Below are 20,982 nucleotides of genomic sequence, written 5' to 3' on the forward strand. Positions count from 1 at the left end.
TTTTTGATTATCATTCTTTAATTCATTTTGCCAACACTATCAGAAAGTAATATCCAAACCGATTGCATACTGTTTCTGGGAAGGATAGGAAGCCATATCAAAACCGGTGAATGGTCCCGAATTATTGCCGGAAGCGATACTGGAAGCATTATTGGCTTCGGGGTCAAATCCCGAATACTTGGTGAAAGTCAACAGGTTCGTCCCGGTTACATATACTTTCACCGCATTGATCTTCAATTTCTTCAGGAATTTAGAAGGCAAATTATAACCGAAAGTAATATTTTTCACCCGGACATATGACCCGTCTTCTACCCACTGACTGGAATTCCGTTGATTTCCCAACACATCATGTCCCGGAATATTCGTATTTTCGTTTTCCGGCGTCCAGCGGTTCAGTAGATTCCTGCCGATTCCGTCCGAACCTCCTTCCAACATAAACTTGCCAAGATTCACGATATCATTTCCCTGCACTCCTACAATCAAGACATTCAGGAACAAGTCTTTATACCGGAAGCTATTACTCCAGCTATAAGTAAAGTCCGGCAAGGTCTTGGCTATTGTCACCATGTCTTCACTATCTATCACCCCGTTATTGTCTTTATCAAAATATTTGGGTGAACCGGGAGTGACGCCGTATGCACCAGCCAGAATCTTCTCACTGCTTTTCCATACTCCATCGTATCTGAAACCTTTTACCAGTCCGATAGGTTGCCCTACTTCCAGGCGAACCGCATCCGAGAATCCGGGCATACCGGCTCCACCGAGAATCATTTCGTCCACTCCTTCATTGAGTGCCAACACTTCACTCCGGTTTGCAGCGTAAGTCAGATTGGTAGTCCATTCAAAGTTCTTCACCCGCACAGGTGTTCCACCCACAACCAACTCAACTCCCTGATTACGAATCTTTCCGGCATTCACCAGTTGAGTAGCCTGTCCGGAAGCCATTTTCAGTTGTTTTTCAAATAATAAATCCGAGGTAATCTTCCGATAGACATCGGCAGTAAGGTTGAGCCTGCCTTTGAATAAAGAAAGGTCAATTCCTGCATTCCACTGTTTGGTAGTTTCCCATTTCAGATTCGAGTTTCCCGCCAAAGTGGACAGTGAAACACCCTGATGCAATTTTTCGCCATCAAATGCATAGGCCGCCTTAGAACCTGTCACCAGCAGATCCAATGACTGATAAGGAGAAATAGCCTGATTGCCAACGACTCCATAGCTCAATCTCAATTTAAGGTTATCTATTGAAGAAACGTCTTTCAGAAATTTCTCGTTGGAAATATTCCACGCCAGTCCGGCAGAAGGAAAATATCCCCATTTATTATTCTTTGCAAATACGGACGAACCATCTGCACGCATGGTCAGCGTAGCTGAATAGCGGTCGGAATAGGTATAACTGATTCGTCCCATATAGGATAAAAGAGTCTGATCGGCTCTGTAAGAACCGGGCTGAATGGTTTCACTTCCGAGTCCCAAATTATTATATAATTTCTCATTCGTGAAAAAGCCTTTGGAAGAGGCATAGCTGGAAGTAGATTTAGACAATTGCTGTTCCAGTACCGCAGTAGCAATCAAATGGTGTTTACCTGCAAATGTATGGTCGTACGTCAGCATATTGGTATTTTGGAATTGCATCCACTTATCATTACTTATGCTGGCAGTTCTCGTTGATTCGTCTCCATTAATCACTTTTTCAGTATAATACCAGTCACTTTCACCATCGGACATCTGCCAGGAAACGGACGACTGAAACTTGAGGTCTTTAAACAACTGAATGACTATTTCAGGATTAATGATATTCATTTTCTGATGATATACGTTCGTCTGTTCATTGGCAAGCGCCACCGGATTATATTCCGTATTCGAACCGTAGCCACCTCCCGGCTGGGAGTAACTGCCGTCACTCTCATAGACCGGTCTTGTCGGTGCAAAGTTCAGAGTGGCATAAATAGGGCTTCCGTAAGCATCACGGGCATTCTGAACTGTCGGATTATCTTTAGAAGAAGAGAAGAATGTATTCAGATTCAATTTGACTTTCTTATTCAGGTCGATAGTGAGATTGGAACGCAGCGACATTTTCTGGTATTTTGAGTTGATAACGATTCCTTTGGCTCCCAGATAATCTCCGGCAATATTATACGAGATGATACCCGACTTTCCACTGATACTAAGATGATGGTTTTGGGTTACTCCGGTTCTGAATATCTCATCCTGCCAATCCGTACTATTATTCTCAAAAGTAGACACATCGTCAAATACGGCAGGCAGTTTTCTCACCTTCCTGTTCGTATTAATGTATTGCGCATATTCCGAGGCATTCATAATATCCAGTTTTTTGCGTACCTGCTGAAGGGCACCAAATACATTATACGTGATAGTCGGTTTTTGGCTGCCGCCTTTTTTAGTTGTAATCAGAATAACTCCGCCGGCTCCTCTCGAACCGTAAATTGCAGTAGCGGAGGCATCTTTCAGAATTTCAATCGACTCAATATCATTCGGATGCACATTCGACATCGAACCGCCTTGCATACCGTCGATGATAACGAGAGGATCACTTGCGGCATTGATTGAATTTACACCACGAATCCGGATAGAAATACTGGAATTGGGTGAGGCATCATTATTCACCACCTGCACCCCGGCTATCTATCCCTGAAGAGCCTCATCGGTACGGGTGAAAGCTGCATTTTGTATATTCTCGGATTTAACGGAACTTACCGAACCTGTAATATCGCTCTTTTTCTGAATACCATAACCTATCACGACTACCTCATCCAGTAAGGCAACATCTTCTTCGAGCAAAATGTCCATCCTTGTCTGACTGCCAACCGGTATTTCGCGTGTTTTATAGCCTATAAAGCTGACTACAAGTATATCCCCGGACTTCACATTAATAGAGAAATTTCCATCCAAGTCGCTGATTCCTCCGGTGAGCGTCCCTTTTATTGCAACAGATACTCCCGGTAGCGGTTGCTTATCGGCCTTCGACCGTATCGTACCTTTTAACGCCTGCTGTGCAAAGACTGAAAACGAAACCATCAGTCCGAGCATAATTAATAACACTACTTTCTTCATATTTTTCATATTATTCGATTATTAATTTAGTCTGTAATCTCCACGTCAAAGTCCTTGACAGTACCATACCTTACACTACCGCACGGCTCGAAAACAGAAAGATCAACACCCCATGAATCCACAGTAGCCGCCCGCATACGTACAACATCAAGCATAGCGTCTGCCGGAACATGCACGGACACACTATACGGACCATTATTCGTTCCTTCAAAATCACCGAATACCGCAATGCGTTCTCCGTCATTTGTGAAATTCCTGTCACCATTCCAGTCTATCCACACAGCACTGCACGACCAATTGTTCGATTGTACCAAGTGAAGGGTAAAGTCACTTCCTCTCTTCACGATAAGCCTGTCTTCGGGATAGTATTTATAATTATTGGTCGGTATGGCGGTATTCGTATGTGCCAGGTTTTGTACAGCCCCTTCGGTACGTACTTCATCCGGACAATAGTCGCCATAACCTGTTATGGTACAATATTCCTTACCGAAGACTGGCGGATTACCGCTCACAAACACTTCTACAGACGCGCTTCGTCCACCTTCTACTGTTGTAGCGGTAATAATGGAAGACCCGCGCGAAAGTGCCGTTACAATCCCATTATCGACACTGGCAACGTCAGGGTCGCTTGAAGTCCAATTCAAATCCTGGATGGACGCATTCTCCGGTGTGAAAAGAATATCGTACTGTATCTTATCCGGAGCTATAACTATTTCCCGCGATAATTTTATTCCTGTGACTTTTACAATTACCCGAACCGGAACCGTTTGTTTGACCTGTCCGCCTTCCGTAGAGGCAGTGATGATAGTTGTCCCCACTTTAAGCCCGATAATGCCTGACACCAGTCCTTGTTCATTGGATTGTACCTGTGCTATTTCCGGATTGGCGGACTCCCACCTTAGCTTATCCGTCATATTATCCGGAGACGCAATGGCTACAACAGACTGTATTTCATCAATTCCTATCAATACATCCGAAGTGTTTAACGTGAAACTTTCAATTGCGATGTCCTGCTGATCTTCTTTACATCCGTACTGCAACAAAAACGTTGCAAGTAAGAAAAAATAAAGGACTTTTTTGTAAACTAGTTTTTTCATAAGCATTTTGACTTTTAATTATTATTCAGTTAACTAATGAAATAATACTTGTGTGTGATTTCGATTCGCAAAATACGGCAATAATGAGTTTTAAGAGGGATACAAAATCGTACAATAGGTGCGATAAATTCGTAAACAGGCATTTTCAACGGATATTCGGGTAGATAAACATGGAAAAATAAAAATAAATATTGTAGTTTTGCTATCATCATTTTCTCAAAAAGAAAATCCAATTACAGATTGCTCTTATGAAAAACAACACCTTATCGAAAGGATTCCTGGTCCTGTTCCTTTTTATATTAACAAATGCCCAGGCACAACTCCAACGTACCGAATTTCTGAACATCGGCATCAAGGAGGGTCTTTCAAACAGCAGCGTCACCTGCATTGTCCAGGATAGCATCGGATTTATCTGGGTGGGAACCAAGCATGGGTTAAACAGATATGACGGTACAAACTTCAAAGTATATTCCCAACACCAACCTTATCAAATAGGAAACGATATTTCGGTATTGCACATCGACAGCCGGAACCGTCTTTGGGTAGGGACCAACAGCGACGGTCTTTTCCTCTACCATCCGCTCAACGATACATTCCAACCCATATCACTGGAGTACTCTCCCGGAAAAAGTTATAACTATATGGAAGTTCACGCACTGCTTGAAGACAGGAACGGACTGATGTGGATTGCCACCGAAAAGGGACTTTACTCGTACGATCCATCCGGAAAATCGAAACATTACCCATTGAAAGAGGACAAGTCCGAATCATCAAACAAGAATGATATCAGAGCCATCGCCGAAGCAACTGACGACCGGCTTTGGATCGGTACATTCGGTTCGGGACTCTATCTTTTCAATAAAAAGTCGGGTGAGTTTGCCTGTTTCAACACAAAGTCGTCCGACAAACCAAAGGATAATGCCGATTATATCAACACATTATTTACCGACGAAAACGGTAATTTACTTATCGGCACCAATGGACAGGGACTAAAACTCTTCGATTTTCAACAAAAGAAAATATCAAACTATCTGTCCGGGACTCATTATGATGATCTTGCCATTGTCAGATGTATCTGGAAGGATAAGCTCAACAACCTATGGATAGGTACAGACGGGCTCGGTATATTGCACATCACAAGCTCCCCCGGGCAGCCGCTCGCCATTAAAAACTATCAAAACAACCACAACGTGCACAACTCCCTCTCCTCCAATACAATTAATGTGTTCTTCGAGGATCGGCAATCCAACTTGTGGATAGGCAGTGCAAAAAAAAGGAATCAACCTGATAAAAAAGGAAGCTACAAATATCGAACAATATTACAGCGATGGAAAAGGAGAATATAAGATACCAATTCTCTCTGTCTTCCATGATAAACATGGACTTTGGATCGGAACTGACGGAGAAGGCCTGACCTTATTAAAATCTCAAAATAAGATTTCCCGCTTTTTCTGTAAAACAACCAACAATGGATATGTAGGCGATTTCATCCAATGCATCAAACCAGCTAATGACGGGAGTTTCTGGATTGCCATTTACGCCCAGGGGTTACATCGCTTTTATCCTGATCTACAGAATACCCGCAATGAAACAGAAAAGTCTGTCCCTCGGCATTTCATTTCCCATAATAACGTTCAGGATATTCTCGTCCTGCCTTCAGGAGATTTATGGATAGCCACCTGGGGAGGAGGACTTGTCTATTTCGACACTAAAGTTCAAATGAGCTGGCCCTATAGGCACGAACCCGGAAACCCAGAATCACTCGGTGGCGACAATGTATTGGCACTTAGTCCCGATAATAACGGATGTTTGTGGCTGGCTACTTATGGCGACGGATTATCAATGTACAATCCGGTCACTAAGAAATTCAAGAATTATAAGTCGGAAAATTATCCCGGACTAGCCAGCAATTATATATTTTCATTATTACCCGGAGATGATAACAGCCTATGGCTGGCAACTAAAGAAGGACCCGTCCGGTTCAACCTCAAGACTTCCGTATTTGAAACAATCCCGATGGATGGAGCCGATACACAACGACGAAGTATTGTAAGCCTGCTGAAAGATAAAGAAGGGAATATTTGGGCGGGGACTCAAAAAGGAATCATGCGCATTCAAAAGGGGAATAATAAGATTAGTTTCATTCCCGGACTTTATGATAACTTCTGCCTCAAATCCGCTTTTAAGGATGAGGACGGGAAATTGTATTTCGGCAGCAACGAACGCGTAGTGGCCTTTTATCCTTCCCAAATACAATTTGAGATGCCTTCCCCCACCATGTGTTTCACAGACTTTAAACTGTTCAACAAGTCGGTGCCCATAGATGCCAAAAGTGTGCTGAAACAACAGATCGGTTATGAGAAAAAAATTACTCTCAAGCACAATCAATCGGTATTTTCCATAGAATATGCAGCTTTAGACTATTCATTCTCCCAAAACATAAACTATGAGTTCAAGCTAGCTGGTAGAGATGAAGACTGGCAAAGTGTGGGTACGCAGAATACCGTTACTTTCACTAACCTTCCATCCGGCCAATACACCTTTATGGTGCGTCCCGTCGGCGAACCTTCATACCGTCTGACGACACCGGCACAAATTGAAATTCAGGTACTTCCCCCTTCTGGTTTACTTGGTGGGCTTATCTTATCTATTTATGCCTTATTGTACTCACTCTGTATCTGTTCCGAAAATATACTTTAAGATGGTCGGAAATCAATAATGAGCTGAAACTTGAAAAATTCAAGCGTGAACAGGAAGAACATATCTATGAACTGAAACAGCATTTTTTCACGAATATCTCGCATGATATCCGCACACCGCTTACACTGATTGCCGGTTCTATCAACAAACTATTCAACAGGGAAAATATGGACACTGCCGAACAGAAATACCTAAAGATAATAAGAACCAACACCAACCGTTTACTGAATCTCACCGGCGAATTACTGAATTTCAGAAAACTGGAAACGGGGAATGTCACTCTTCAGGCATCCGAAGAGAATTTAGTTGATTTTGTACAAGAAATCTATATCAGCTTCACCCAGTTTGCCATCAACAAGAATATAAAATACAATTTCGAATATTCGCAGCCTGAAATCAAAGTATGGATAGATAAGAATCAATTTGAGAGAGCTGTTTGCAATCTCATCTCCAACGCCTTCAAATATACTCCGGAAGAAGGGGAGATTTCAGTAAAAGTCGGTTATTCCAATGATGGAAAAGCAACTATCTCAATCATCGACACAGGGGAAGGAATCGAAGACGGGAAAATCAATCATATCTTCAATCGCTTCTATCAGATTGATAAACAGGCAGAAGGCAACGGTTTCGGCGTGGGGCTATCCATCACACGTGAAATCATACTGTTACATGGTGGAAATATCCAAGTAAAAAGTACTTTGGGAAAAGGTTCTGAATTTACTATCTATCTTCATCCGGGAAAAAAGTTCTTAAAAAATGCAGAGTTCATTTCATCACCGTCGAAAGCCAATATCCTGTCGGAGTATTTCACGGATAATGAGGTAAATGTGGCGCCCGGTTTGCTGCCGGAGTATACTTTAAAAGAATCCTCTGTATTGTTAGTTGAAGACAATCCGGATATCAGAGCCTACCTGAAAGACCTGTTATCACCACAATATTCCATATACGAGGCTTCAAACGGCCAAGAGGGATTCGCAAGAGCGCTGGAACTTGTTCCCGATATTATCATAAGCGACATCATGATGCCTGTCATGGATGGCATTACCTTCTGTCGAAAACTAAAAAGCGATATGAGAATCAGCCATATTCCTGTTATTTTATTAACAGCCAGAACTTTAGTCAATTCTATCATCGAGGGATTTGAAACTGGGGCCGATGAATATCTGACAAAGCCATTCAACGAGCGTATCCTGATAGCCAGAGTCAACAACTTATTGCAAAACAGAAAAAAGATCAGGGAGCAAATAAGTAAAGAGATAATTATCAATCCGCAGGAGATAAGCCTGACGTCACAGGATAGTATCTTTCTGTCCAAATTGGTCGGTTATATCGAGGAACATATTGAAGAACCGGAACTGAATATCGCACAGATGGCGAGCATGATGGCAATGAGTCATTCCAATCTATATAAAAAGATAAAAGCGTTAACAGGTATGACGGTTATCGGATTCATAAAAGACTTCCGCTTGAAAAGAGCCGCACAACTACTTGTCCAAAACCAACTGAATATTACTGAAATCGCTTATATGGTAGGCTATTCAGAAAGGCGCTATTTCAGCGATGATTTCAAGAAGAAATTCGGGAAAAGCCCTAAAGAGTATTTAGAGAAGCACAAAAATCACAAATTAACATAAGGGAATATAGCGATGTAAATATAAAAAAACGAATAAGCGTTTATGATTCAAAACATTACACCAATATTAATTATTTTATGAACGCACTTCTTCTAAATCGTTTGCCCAGCAAATTCCAATAACATATCTTTGCAACGTGATCACAAAATAATAACTAGATTTACTAACGATTAAAACTATTAAAGATTATGGCACTGAAATATGTAGTCAAGAAAACAACCTTTGGCTTTGATAAGGAAAAAGCCGAAAAATATGTAGCAAGACCATTCAACGTGGTTACTGTTGATTTTAAAATGCTATGCGATCAAGTAACAAAAGTAGGATTCGTTCCACGCGGTACTGTAAAATCCGTACTAGACGGATTGATTGATTCACTGATAACGTATATGGAAATCGGGGCGTCAGTCAGCCTTGGAGAATTCGGAACTTTCCGCCCTTCTTTCGGGTGTAAAAGTCAGGATGATGAAAAAGAGGTTACTACGGAAACTCTAAAGAACCGTAAAATTATTTTCACCCCCGGAAGTCTGTTTAAAGGTATGATAAAATCGATAAGTATCCAAAAGTTGGATAGTTCTAAAACCAGCAGTTCCGCTACGCCTGACAATGGAAATGGAGGCAGCGGAGAAGGTGGAAACGAAGGCGGTGGTGAGGCGCCGGATCCGGCAGCATAAAGCCATATTAACAGGTAAAAAATCCGGTTTGACAGATTTCAAACCGGATTTTTTACCTGTTATAGAAAATATTACTTTCCGCCACTTAACACCTTTATTGAATCCCGTTTGATAATAGTAGGTTTCAAAAGAATCTCCGAATGAAGTTCAGTTTCTTCCAAAATCTTCTGCATCAACATTTTCACAGCAATAATACCAATATTCTCCAACGGCTGGGCGATACGCGTGATAGGAGGATTCAGATAATCCAGATATAAGTTATCATCAAATGAAATGATAGACATATCTTGAGGAATTCTCACTTTATGCTCATTCAACGCTTTGACCGTTCCCAAAAGAATTGTACTACTCAATGCAAATATAGCGGTTGGCTTTGTGGTAGAATTCAAAGCTAACTTGGCCTCAATATAACCATTTTGAATCGAAAATTCATTTCCTCTTATCATTGCATGATCCTGATGACCAGCCTCACGAAGCGCATCAAGATAACCACGCACGCGTTCCTTAGTCGTTATAGAGATATCCGGCCCTTGAATACAGAGAATCTTACTATGTCCCGATTCCAATAATAATTTCGTCGCTTGATAAGCCCCTACATAATTATCAGTAGCTACGTATGGCAAATTATGCTTCTCAAAATAGCGGTCAATCAAGACAATCGGAGTTTTAGTACTAATTTCCTCCAACTTAGAAGGATTCTCACCTGTTGGAACCAGAATAATTCCATCTATCTTACGTGATAGCAGTGAATCGATAGCTTTATTTTCCTGAACTGAATCTTCTAGCGTATCGATAAGCATAACAGTATAATTATAACGTTGTGCTTCACGGATGACAACACTTGCTATATTGGCAAAAAAGGGATTATCTATGTGCGGTACAAGAAGGCCTATAGTATATGTCGTGTTATTGCGCAAACTTTGCGCAACTATATCAGGCTGATAGTCCAATTCTTTAACGGATTGCAGAATAACCTCCTTAGCAGACTGGCTTATTCTATATTTCTCCGATTTTCCATTTAAGACCCTGGAAATCGTAGAGATAGAATACCCGGTTTTCTTTGATACATCAATCAGAGTTTTCTTCATTACTGGCTGTTTTTTGCAAAAATAACATTTTATTTGAGAAAAAAGCAAGAAAAATATTTTGTTTTGAAAAAAATTTCTATATTTGCGCAAACGATTGCGCATCGTATACTATTCAGTTTGCCTTAATACTTAATACTCATTATATGGACACAAAGAAGAAAATCGTAGTGATAGGAAGTAGTAATACGGATATGGTTATCAAATCAGACCGTCTACCAAAACCCGGAGAAACCATTCTAGGAGGAAACTTCTTAATGAATCACGGCGGCAAAGGAGCCAACCAGGCGGTAGCTGCTGCAAGACTAGGAGGAAATGTCACTTTTATATGCAAAATAGGAAATGACATTTTTGGAAATGAAACTTTGGAAATGTTTCACAAAGAGAAAATCGACACTACATATGTAGGAATTACTCCGAAAGAACCTTCAGGAGTGGCTCTTATCAATGTCGATAAAAAAGGCGAAAACTGCATTGTTGTTGCTTCCGGAGCTAACGGGACTTTATCTGTTGACGATATTCAGCATGCAGAATCTGCCATCAAACAGGCTTCCATCGTCATCATGCAACTTGAAACCCCCATCGAAAGTGTCACCTATGCAGCCAAAATGGCGAAAAGAGATGGAATTACCGTTATATTAAATCCGGCGCCTGCCCCTACCCACCAACTTCCCGACGATTTATTAGCCAATGTTGATATTCTAATTCCTAATGTCACAGAAGCTGAAATCATATCGGGAATGCACATCACAGACGACGAATCAGCTAAAGAAGTGATTCGTTATATCAGTTCGAAAGGCATAAAAACCGTCATTATCACTATGGGAGCCAAAGGAGCTCTCGCCTATGAAAACAATGAATTTATCCACATCCCAGCTTTCAAAGTGGAAGCAGTAGACACGACTGCTGCCGGAGACACTTTCTGCGGTGGACTATGCGTAGCTCTGTCTGAAGGGAAAAACCTGAAAGATGCAATTATATTTGCAAGCAAAGCCTCTTCTATTTCTGTCACCAGAATGGGAGCACAAGTATCTATACCTTTGAGAAAAGAAATACAATAATCATCCTTAATTCTGTTATTATGATAAAGCAATGTTCAATCCACAGCCTATTGACAAGTATGTTGTTAATAGTATTTTCTTTGATGAGCAATGATGTTATTGCCCAGAAGGCAATAAGAGGCACGGTCCTCGATGAAGCAAATGATCCTATTATCGGTGCCAGTGTCCTTGTCAAAGGCACAACAAATGGTTCTATTACAGGAGTTGACGGAACCTTTAATGTAAAAGCCAATCCTTCTGATGTACTGGTGGTATCTTATGTAGGTTATGCAACTGTCGAACAATCGGTAGGAAACCAGACACAGCTTGTAATACACCTGCGCGAAGACTCTAAAGTGCTCAATGATGTAGTAGTGATCGGCTACGGTTCCACCACTAAGAAAGAACTTACAGGATCGGTCACTAGCATGAAGAAAGATGATCTCAATCCCGGGACATTCACCAATGCTATGGGAATGCTCCAAGGAAAAGTGGCAGGATTACAAATCATCAACCCGAATGGTGCCGATCCGACAGCCAAATATGAAGTATTACTTCGTGGAACAAATACGCTTTCCGCAGGCCAAGGGCCATTAATCATTATTGATGGAGTAGCAGGTGCAGATATCAGAAATATCAATTTCCAGGAAGTAGAATCAATCGACGTTTTAAAAGATGGTTCGGCAGCCGCTATTTACGGAACAAGGGGCACGAATGGAGTAATCATCGTCACAACCAAACGCGCAAGAAGCGGTAAAACAGAAGTTTCCTATGACGGACAATTTACAGTGGGAGCAGTTTCACGCAGGGCAAAACCCTTATCGGCAAGTGAATATAAATCCGTTATCAAGGAGTATCGTCCTGAATTGGAAAGTTATATTTTTGATAGTGATACCGATTGGTTCAAAGAGATTACACAGACTCCGTTCAGCCATAAACATAATTTGTCTATATCCGGAGGCTCCGAGAAGTTCTCACACCACACCTCTTTCAACTACGAAAAGAGCGATGGTTTGCAAAAGCACAATAGTTCCGAGAAGCTAATGGCACGCACCAATATTCGCCAGTCATTATTAGACAAGTGGGTAGATTTGGATTATAATCTTAATATCATTCATCGCAAATATAGTCCTTCCTCTACAAGTGCTTTCATGCAAGCATTTACGCATAACCCGACAGAAGCAGTTTACGATGATAGTGACCCGGATGCCGGAGGTTATAGTCGTATCAAAGCAATGGAGTATTATAATCCGGTAGCGATCATCAACGAGAGGAACATGGAAAGCAAAAATGATAATTACGGTGCAAATATCCGCGCAACTCTAAACATTTTGCCAATAAAAGGATTGAAATGGGAGAACTTCGTTTCATACAATAAAGAACAATATGAAACACGCGAATACTACACACATTATTATCCAAGCTTAATAGGAACGAACGGACAGGCTTATATTGAAAACTATCAGGAAAACGATACACAATATGAGTCTACTTTAAACTACGCAAATAACTTTGGGAAACATTCGGTCCAGGCATTGCTCGGATATACGTACCAATATACTTACAGCACATCTGCATCCATGACTAACTCCGGCTTCGACTTCGATGACAACCAGACTCATAACATCGGAACAGGAACCAATCTTACCGAAGGCAAAGCCAGTATGTCATCCAATAAAGAAGATAATACATATATCGGATTTTTCGGACGGTTCATGTACAACTACGATGATAAGTATCTTTTATCCGCTTCTTTACGTCGTGACGGTTCCAGCCGCTTCGGTGACAATAATAAGTGGGGATGGTTCCCGGCTGTCAGTGTAGGTTGGCGCATAAATAAGGAAAAGTTTCTCTCGGATGTCAAATGGATCAATGATTTGAAATTGAGAGCCGGATACGGTGTGACCGGTAATCAGGATTTCTCAAATTACAAATCTTTGATGATGATGACTACAGCCGGTAAATTCTACTATAATGGTCAATGGATAAACACCTATCAACCTGCGAGTAACGCAAATCCTGATTTGAAATGGGAGAAGAAAGCAGAGTTTAACGTCGGTGTTGACATGACCATGTTTAATAACCGACTCTCATTCACTTTCGATTATTACAAACGGACTACTTCCAACTTGCTATATGACTACATCGTGCCGACTCCTCCTTATGTATATAATACCCTGTTCACAAACGTTGGAAAAGTAACCAACGAAGGAGTGGAACTGACAATATCCGGTACACCGTTCAACACCAGAGACTTTACATGGAACACCTCACTTACCGTTTCGCACAACAAAAACAAATTGGTAAAATTCACCAATGATGAATTCACTAACGGAACATACAAAGTAGGATGGTCTACCAGTGCAGCCTGCTATACTCAACGCTTAATAGAAGGACAGTCACTAGGAACTTTCTATGGTCCTATATGGTTGGGAACTGATACAGACGGAAAAGATGTATTGTTAGGACAAAATGCAGAAGGCTCTGTACCGGAAGAGCAGTGGGAGAAAATCGGCTGTGCTTACCCGGATGCCACTCTTAGCTGGAGCAATACTTTCAGATACAAGAAGTTCGACTTGAGTTTCTCGCTCCGCGCCTCTATCGGTGGAGAAATTCTAAACAACTACGCCATGGAATATGAAAATCTAAGCAGCATCGGACTTAGAAACATTTCATCCAACTGGCTGTCACAAACGAATTTCACAAGTACGACCTATAAATATTCCTCCAAATATGTAGAGGATGCCTCTTATTTGAAAATGGATAATATTACTTTCGGATATACCTGGGACTTCACATCGAAAATGGTCAAGAGACTAAGACTATCCCTCACGGCACAGAATGTATTCTGCATCACCGGTTATTCCGGCGTCGATCCTGAAGTAGCCCTTTCCGGACTGGAACCCGGTATGGAAAGTCTAAGTTATTATCCACGTACTACCGAATTTACTTTTGGGGTTAATATAGTATTCTAAAAACCACGATTACCATGAAAAAGACAAATATAATATTAAGTTTCGTTATCTGTATATTATCATACGGATGTACCGATCTCGGCGAAACAGTCTACACAGGAGTAGCTATGAATGACTTCTTTAAGAATGAGAAAAAGCTAGTAGCCAACGCAGGTAGAGCGTATACGAAATTACAAGGTTACAATTCCGAACAAAGTCTATGGACACTACTTTTACAAGCCTCTGATGAATGTGCCGTTCCAGCTTATGGCGGATCCTGGTACAGTAATGGACGTTATGAAGAAATCCAAACGAATAAGATTCCACCTGCAAACAAATTATTGACAAAAGGTTGGAACTGGATATTTAATGGCATTGCCGCATGTAATGAAATTATTTACGAAACGGAACTGTCGCCTATCCAATTTGAAGGAAAAGAGAAGATTGTAGCTGAAATGAAAATATTGCGTGCTTTCTACTATTATCAGGCTATTTCTTGTTGGGGTAACGTTCCTTTTACAACTGACTATACAGAAACCGGATATCCGGAGCAAAAAAGTAGAGAATATATTTTCAACTACCTGGAAAAAGAAATTAATGACAATATCGAATTTCTGGACAGAGAACCTTCGGACACTAATTACGGACGGGCTACACAAGCGGCCGCTTATTGTATTCTCGCGAAAATGTATCTGAATGCAGAAGCATGGTTCGGAACTCCTATGTACGACAAGGCAGAAAAAGCTTGCAAAGATATTATGGATATAAATGCTTACAGCATTGAAGATTCCTATTCTACCAACTTTGACATTAAAAATGAAGATTCCAAAGAGAACATTTTTGTGATCCTCTATGACAGAGTATATACTAGCGGTGACAGCAATTCATTTTATCTGCATACGCTGACACTGGAAGCTGCATCACAAGCAACATTTAATATTCCGGCAGCTCCGTGGTCAGGTTTCCTCTGCCAACCGGACTTCTTCAAAACATACGATGAAAAGGATCTTCGCAGAAGCCAAAGTTGGCTATATGGTCCGCAGGTAGACTTAAGCGGAAAAGCTCTTGGGTTCGAATATACTCCTGACTTCCCCGAGGAAAAATATTATAATAGCAACGGAGGACGTAGAACATACGACGGTGCACGTTGCTGGAAATGGCATTATCAGACTGACGGTTCTTTAAAAGAATATACAGTCAGCATGGACAACGATTTCGCTATTTTCCGTTATGCCGATGTTGTATTAATGTATGTGGAAGCTTTGGTACGACAAAACAGAGCCAGTGAAGCCGTTCAACTGGCAGACTTTAAGAAAATTCGTACAAGAGCCAATCTTGACGCATATACCACGAGCCAGTTGACAATCGATGAACTTTATGCAGAACGAGGCAGAGAACTAGCATGGGAAGGATGGCGCCATGAAGACATGATACGCTTCGGGAAATATTTGAAGAAATATTGGGCACATCCCGATCAAAGTTCAGAAACCTTTAGAAATGTATTCCCCATTCCTACGGATATATTGAACGCAAATCCGAAATTATCTCAAAACAAAGATTATTAACTACAACATCCTGATAAGTATGAAAAAACCAATTATCTTTTTATTTGTATTAATCACCAACATCTTATTTATCTCTGCACAGAAAATTTCAAAAGCAGAGTTAAAAGACAAGATAGCCGGAGCCTGGATCGGGCAAATGGTAGGAAACATATATGGACTTCCTTTCGAAAACAAGTTTGTAGATGAACCGGCTCCCGAATCCAGATTTCCATTCGGTTACACCAAAAACATAGATAAATTACAGCAGTATAATGGTGCATTTTCTGATGATGATACGGATGTTGAGTATATATATTTGATATTAATGGAGAAATATGGTGTAGAACCCACTTATGCCAATATGCGTGAAGGCTGGATGTACCATATCCGCGATCGTGTATGGTTGGCTAACAGGGCAGCACTCGGATTAATGCATCTCGGATTTACCCCTCCGTTCACCGGTGATGAAAACCTGAATCCTCATTGGTATCAAATCGACCCTCAATTGATTAATGAAATATGGGCGTATACAGCACCGGGAATGATCTCGTATGCTGCAGGGAAAAGCGACTGGGCTGCCCGTATCACAAGTGATTCATGGGCCGTGTCCCCCACTGTCCTATACGGTGCAATGTACGCTGATGCCTTTTTCTGCAAAGATATCCGCAAGCTCATTACACGGGCTCTGAAAGAATTACCAGCTGATGACAGATATGCAATAGCTGTAAAAGAGATGATCGCTTTATATGACAAGTATCCTAAAGATTGGGTCAAAGCACGTCAAATCATGGCTAAGAAGTACTACATAGATGAACCGGCCATGACAAAAACAATCTGGAATGCCAATCTGAACGGACTATGCGGAATATTGGCCATGCTGTACGGTGAAGGAGATTTCCAACGGACATTGGATTTAAGTTGCGCAATGGGATTTGACTGCGATAATCAAGCAGCTACCATTTCCGGACTTCTGGGAGTAATGTACGGTGCAAAGTCACTTCCCGAAAGTCTGACCAAACCTATCGAAGGATGGGAAAAGCCGTTCAACGACCGATATATCAATATCACCCGATTTGATATGCCTGACGCTTCTATTGAAGACATGATTGAACGGACCTACAACAAGGCAATCGAACTAGTTTGTGCAAAAGGAGGAAAAGTAAAAGGTGACATGGTATATGTGAATCCAAAAGCACAATTCATCCCTCCTTTGGAATTCTGTATCGGCCCGAACCCGGATTTGGAAATCGGACAGCCTACGGATTATTCATTTGCCTGCAGGACAAATGCTAATTTCAAATGGGACTTGGTAAAAGGTATACTCCCGGCAGGAGTTACATTCCAGAATGGTAAATTGGCAGGAACTCCTACAGAAGCCGGTAAATACCCGATTACCCTTCAGTTAAGTGCCAATAACCAAAATGCAATTACTAAAGACTTTGAGTTATTAGTAAAAACAAAGAATATAGCCCCAAAAGCCGACACTATTTATGCCAATGTCCGCAAACTGAACGAGGAAGTTCTCGATTCTTGCTGGATCACCTTTGGAAAACCGATGTACGCAACCAATGTGGAAGTGATTAATGACGGGATTAAAGATGGTGTTGGCTCTGTATTTTATTCATTGGCCGCCAAAAGTAACCTGCCTAAAATAGACTATTTCGGATATGGCTGGAAAGAAGAGCATACTATCAATATGGTTGTTTTAGACATGGGGTGCCTGGAGGAATTCGGAGGGTGGTTTACTTCTCTAAGCATCCAGTATCTTGGGAATGACGGACATTGGTATGATGCAGGCAAATTCAAATCAACTCCGGCACTACCTGAAACTGATATTGTATTTTTTCAGCCTCCCTTTGCACAATATGTTTTAGAATTTCCGGCAGTTAAAACCAAGGGAATACGCGTACTAATGGATGCCAAGATACAGGAGCACTGGCATAAATACACAAAGAATGTATCCTCATTCATCTCTATTACCGAATTGGGAGTTTATGAGAAATAAAGAAAGAAAAATGAAGAAAATAATTACTATATGTATCATAGGGCTTTTCGCTCTCAACGTACAAGCCCAGCCTGTAAGAACTTTAAAATTATCTGAAAAAGAACTTTTGGATAAGATTAAAGGTGGATGGGCAGGACAAACCATTGGTGTTGTTTTCGGAGCACCTACGGAGTTTAAGTTCACGGGAACGTATATCCAAGACTACCAACCGATTCCGTGGGCGGAAGGCTACGTAAAATATTGGTGGGAAAAGAAACCCGGACTGTTTGACGATATTTATAACGATTGCACGTTTGTCGAAGCGTTCAATGAGCTCGGTCTGGATTGTTCACAAGAAGAGCTTGCCAAAAGATTCGCATTTGCCGATTATCACCTGGCTCATGCCAATCAAGCAGGCAGATATAATATCCGTCAAGGCATCATGCCACCAGCTTCCGGACATTGGCTGAATAACCCACATGCAGACGATCTGGATTTCCAGATTGAAGCAGACTTTATTGGCCTGATGGCTCCGGCAATGCTGCCGGAGGCGTTGGATATCGCTTCAAGAGTAGGTCACATCATGAATAGTGGTGATGGTTTCTATGGTGGTGCTTTCGTAGCAGCTCTCTACAGTTCTGCTTTCTATGAACAGAGCCCTGAAGCAATTCTAAGGACCGCAATCTCTGTCATTCCTAAAGAAAGCACATTCCATCAATGTATTCAGGATGTAATCAATTTCCATTCTTTGCATCCGGACAACTGGAAAAATTGTTGGTACTTTCTACAAGAAAAATGGAACTGTGATGTAGGGTGTCCAAAAGGTGTATTTCTTAACTTTAACATTGACGCCAAGCTCAATTCCGCTTTCGTGGCATTAGCTATGCTTTATGGTCAAGGAGATTTTACTAATTCCATCGATATTGCAGCACGCTGTGGACAAGACTCTGACTGTAACCCATCTACAGTTGGCGGTGTACTCGGGGTCATGTATGGCTATGACAACATCCCCTCATTCTGGCTGAATCCCCTGAAAGAAGTAGAAGATCTCACATTTGAAGGAACCGATATGTCCCTGGCTAAAGCCTACAACATGAGTTTTGAACAAGCCAAACAGCTTATAGTCAAAACAGGTGGTACTGTATCTAGTGGAGAAGTAGAAATTCCAATCAGAAAAGCAGACGTCCTTCCTCTAGAACAAAATTTTGAAAATACCTACCCACTTTACAGGGAGCGCAAAGACTGTTTCCTGACAGATACGTTCGAATTCGATTTCAATGGCAATGGATTTGTTATCTGGGGAAATATATGCTGCACAAGAAATATTACTCCAGATTATATCAATCGTGTGTCTACACGCCACATTGGTTCCGAGGTCTTTGGATTAGCAGAGCCTAATGATTCCTATGTTGCTAAAGTTGAAATATGGATAGATGGAGAACTGGATCATGTAGCAGCATTACCCATGAAAAACACGGATCGGAAAGTAGAACCAGCCTGGAAATACCTCATGAAAGAAGGAAGACACCACGTAAAAATGAAATGGTTGAACCGTAAGAAAGACTATATTATTCGTATCAACGACATAATGTATTATTCAGAGAAAAAAGAACATGATAGATTTTACTTTAATAAATAAGTTAAGATGAAAAAAGTCCTGATTAACATGATTCTACTACTTGCTTTCTCCATATCGGGAACGGCACAAATAGAATATGGAAAAACAGTTGAAATAAGCAAAGATGTACTGCTCGACAAGATTAAAGGAGGTTGGGCCGGACAAACAATCGGATGCACTTATGGCGGTCCCACAGAGTTCAAATACAGAGGAGCGATCATCCATGAGAAAATTCCAATTATCTGGTATGACGACTATTGCAAAGACATCTTTGCGGAAGATCCCGGATTGTATGATGATGTATATATGGATCTCACTTTTCTGGAAGTTATGCAGAAAGAAGGAATAAATGCTCCTGCCGAATCATTCGCCAAAGCCTTTGCAAATGCAGATTACAAACTATGGCATGCCAACCAGGCAGCTAGATACAATATATTACATGGCATTATGCCACCAGCATCCGGGCACTGGAAAAACAACCCGCACGCTGACGATATTGATTTCCAGATTGAAGCAGACTTCATTGGAATGATATGCCCGGGAATGGTAAATACCGCATCTGATTTTTCCGACAGGATAGGACATATCATGAACTACGGTGACGGATGGTATGGAGGTGTATATATGGGAGCAATGTATGCACTAGCTTATGTTAACAACGATATTTATACCATTGTCACAGAAGCCCTCAAAACTATTCCTGAACAAAGCAAATTCCACCATTGCATCACAGACGTAATTAAGTATTGGAAACAATATCCGGATGATTGGCGTAAATGCTGGTTGGAAATAGAAAACCGTCATGCTTTTGAGATCGGCTGTCCGGAAGGAGTATTCAATGCATTTAATATTGACGCCACTATCAACGCTGCTTACTGTGTTATGGGACTTTTATATGGTAACGGCGACTTTTTCAAAACAATGGATATAGCAACCCGCTGCGGACAAGATTCCGACTGTAACCCGGCAACTGCTGCAGGAATCCTCGGAGTTATACAAGGCTACAAAGCTATCCCCGAATACTGGAAACCGGCACTCGAAAGATGTGAAAACATTAAATTTCCATACACTGACATCTCTTTAAGCTCTGTTTATGATATCAATCTCAAATTATTGAGCGATGTACTAAAAGCAAATGGAGGTAAAGTGAAAGGAGATAAATACTACACCACAATCCAAAAGCCAAAGACCGTAGCATGGGAAGTTTCGTTCGAAGGTCTATATCCTTCTGAAAGAAGAGTCATCAAATATGACCTTGGTACAGAAAAGACCTTTGAATTCAACGGCAAAGGCGTTGTTCTAATGGGACTAATCAGGCAGGATATTAAAGATAATAATGATAACTACATCGCCATTTTAGAGGCTTACATTGACGGAAAAAAAATAGAAACGATAGAAATGCCTTACGACTATATAAAAAGAAAGTACGATATTTTCTATAACTACGATTTAGAGGAAGGACCTCACAAGCTGGTCATCAAATGGATCAACCCGAACGAAAAATATGCTGTTCAGTGTAAAGACATGGTGGTTTATTCATCCACACCGGCAGAGCCTATCAATCCTTATAAATAAAAGAAAAA

The 20,982-nt window shown here is 41.1% G+C and carries 14 protein-coding genes; 10 read left to right on the forward strand and 4 right to left on the reverse strand.

The window, feature by feature from the left end; genetic code table 11:
• Positions 1–39 precede the first annotated feature (39 nt).
• The 3 genes from NXV01_RS02750 to NXV01_RS02760 are packed head-to-tail and all read right to left on the reverse strand — an operon-like array spanning position 40 to position 4,169.
• Positions 40–2,634 carry a TonB-dependent receptor gene (locus tag NXV01_RS02750; protein ID WP_309569291.1) on the reverse strand — a complete coding sequence of 865 codons (2,595 nt, stop codon included), beginning with the start codon at positions 2,632–2,634 and terminating at the stop codon, positions 40–42.
• A gap of 9 nt (positions 2,635–2,643) precedes the next feature.
• On the reverse strand, positions 2,644–3,081 hold the full coding sequence (locus tag NXV01_RS02755) for a carboxypeptidase-like regulatory domain-containing protein (RefSeq protein ID WP_259021665.1): 438 nt from the start codon (positions 3,079–3,081) through the stop codon (positions 2,644–2,646).
• 17 nt (positions 3,082–3,098) lie between these two features.
• Positions 3,099–4,169 carry an Ig-like domain-containing protein gene (locus NXV01_RS02760; protein ID WP_259021666.1) on the reverse strand — a complete coding sequence of 357 codons (1,071 nt, stop codon included), beginning with the start codon at positions 4,167–4,169 and terminating at the stop codon, positions 3,099–3,101.
• Between the two features lie 248 nt (positions 4,170–4,417).
• Here NXV01_RS02760 and NXV01_RS02765 point away from each other — a divergent pair, with 248 nt between their 5' ends.
• The 4 genes from NXV01_RS02765 to NXV01_RS02780 all read left to right on the forward strand — a co-directional run bounded on the left by NXV01_RS02765 (position 4,418) and on the right by NXV01_RS02780 (position 9,174).
• Entirely contained in the window at positions 4,418–5,515 is a 1,098-nt protein-coding gene (locus NXV01_RS02765) for a two-component regulator propeller domain-containing protein (RefSeq protein ID WP_258978628.1), read from the forward strand.
• Entirely contained in the window at positions 5,433–6,869 is a 1,437-nt protein-coding gene (locus NXV01_RS02770; RefSeq protein ID WP_259021667.1) for a two-component regulator propeller domain-containing protein, read from the forward strand. The genes NXV01_RS02765 and NXV01_RS02770 overlap by 83 nt, the downstream gene beginning before the upstream one ends.
• Positions 6,870–6,940: 71 nt before the next feature.
• Complete coding sequence (locus NXV01_RS02775) at positions 6,941–8,503, forward strand: ATP-binding protein (RefSeq protein WP_259023424.1); 1,563 nt, start codon at positions 6,941–6,943, stop codon at positions 8,501–8,503.
• A gap of 188 nt (positions 8,504–8,691) precedes the next feature.
• Entirely contained in the window at positions 8,692–9,174 is a 483-nt protein-coding gene (locus NXV01_RS02780; RefSeq protein ID WP_258978630.1) for an HU family DNA-binding protein, read from the forward strand.
• Positions 9,175–9,245: 71 nt separating this feature from the next.
• On the opposite strand, the gene NXV01_RS02785 is transcribed toward NXV01_RS02780, so the two are convergent.
• Complete coding sequence (locus NXV01_RS02785) at positions 9,246–10,262, reverse strand: LacI family DNA-binding transcriptional regulator (RefSeq protein WP_258978631.1); 1,017 nt, start codon at positions 10,260–10,262, stop codon at positions 9,246–9,248.
• A 143-nt stretch (positions 10,263–10,405) separates the two neighbouring features.
• On the opposite strand from NXV01_RS02785, the gene rbsK reads away from it, so the two are divergent.
• From rbsK to NXV01_RS02815, 6 genes are read left to right on the forward strand one after another with little or no spacing between them, the layout of a single operon-like run.
• On the forward strand, positions 10,406–11,320 hold the full coding sequence (gene rbsK / locus NXV01_RS02790; protein WP_258978632.1) for a ribokinase: 915 nt from the start codon (positions 10,406–10,408) through the stop codon (positions 11,318–11,320).
• A 20-nt stretch (positions 11,321–11,340) separates the two neighbouring features.
• Complete coding sequence (locus NXV01_RS02795; RefSeq protein ID WP_309569292.1) at positions 11,341–14,274, forward strand: TonB-dependent receptor; 2,934 nt, start codon at positions 11,341–11,343, stop codon at positions 14,272–14,274.
• Positions 14,275–14,288: 14 nt separating this feature from the next.
• Entirely contained in the window at positions 14,289–15,818 is a 1,530-nt protein-coding gene (locus NXV01_RS02800; protein ID WP_259021668.1) for a RagB/SusD family nutrient uptake outer membrane protein, read from the forward strand.
• A 19-nt stretch (positions 15,819–15,837) separates the two neighbouring features.
• Entirely contained in the window at positions 15,838–17,802 is a 1,965-nt protein-coding gene (locus tag NXV01_RS02805; protein WP_259021669.1) for an ADP-ribosylglycohydrolase family protein, read from the forward strand.
• A 10-nt stretch (positions 17,803–17,812) separates the two neighbouring features.
• Positions 17,813–19,420 carry an ADP-ribosylglycohydrolase family protein gene (locus NXV01_RS02810; protein ID WP_259021670.1) on the forward strand — a complete coding sequence of 536 codons (1,608 nt, stop codon included), beginning with the start codon at positions 17,813–17,815 and terminating at the stop codon, positions 19,418–19,420.
• Between the two features lie 6 nt (positions 19,421–19,426).
• Positions 19,427–20,974 carry an ADP-ribosylglycohydrolase family protein gene (locus NXV01_RS02815; protein WP_148365583.1) on the forward strand — a complete coding sequence of 516 codons (1,548 nt, stop codon included), beginning with the start codon at positions 19,427–19,429 and terminating at the stop codon, positions 20,972–20,974.
• Positions 20,975–20,982: the final 8 nt, after the last annotated feature.

This window comes from Bacteroides sp. BFG-606, assembly GCF_024788145.1.
Lineage (GTDB): Bacteria > Bacteroidota > Bacteroidia > Bacteroidales > Bacteroidaceae > Bacteroides > Bacteroides vicugnae.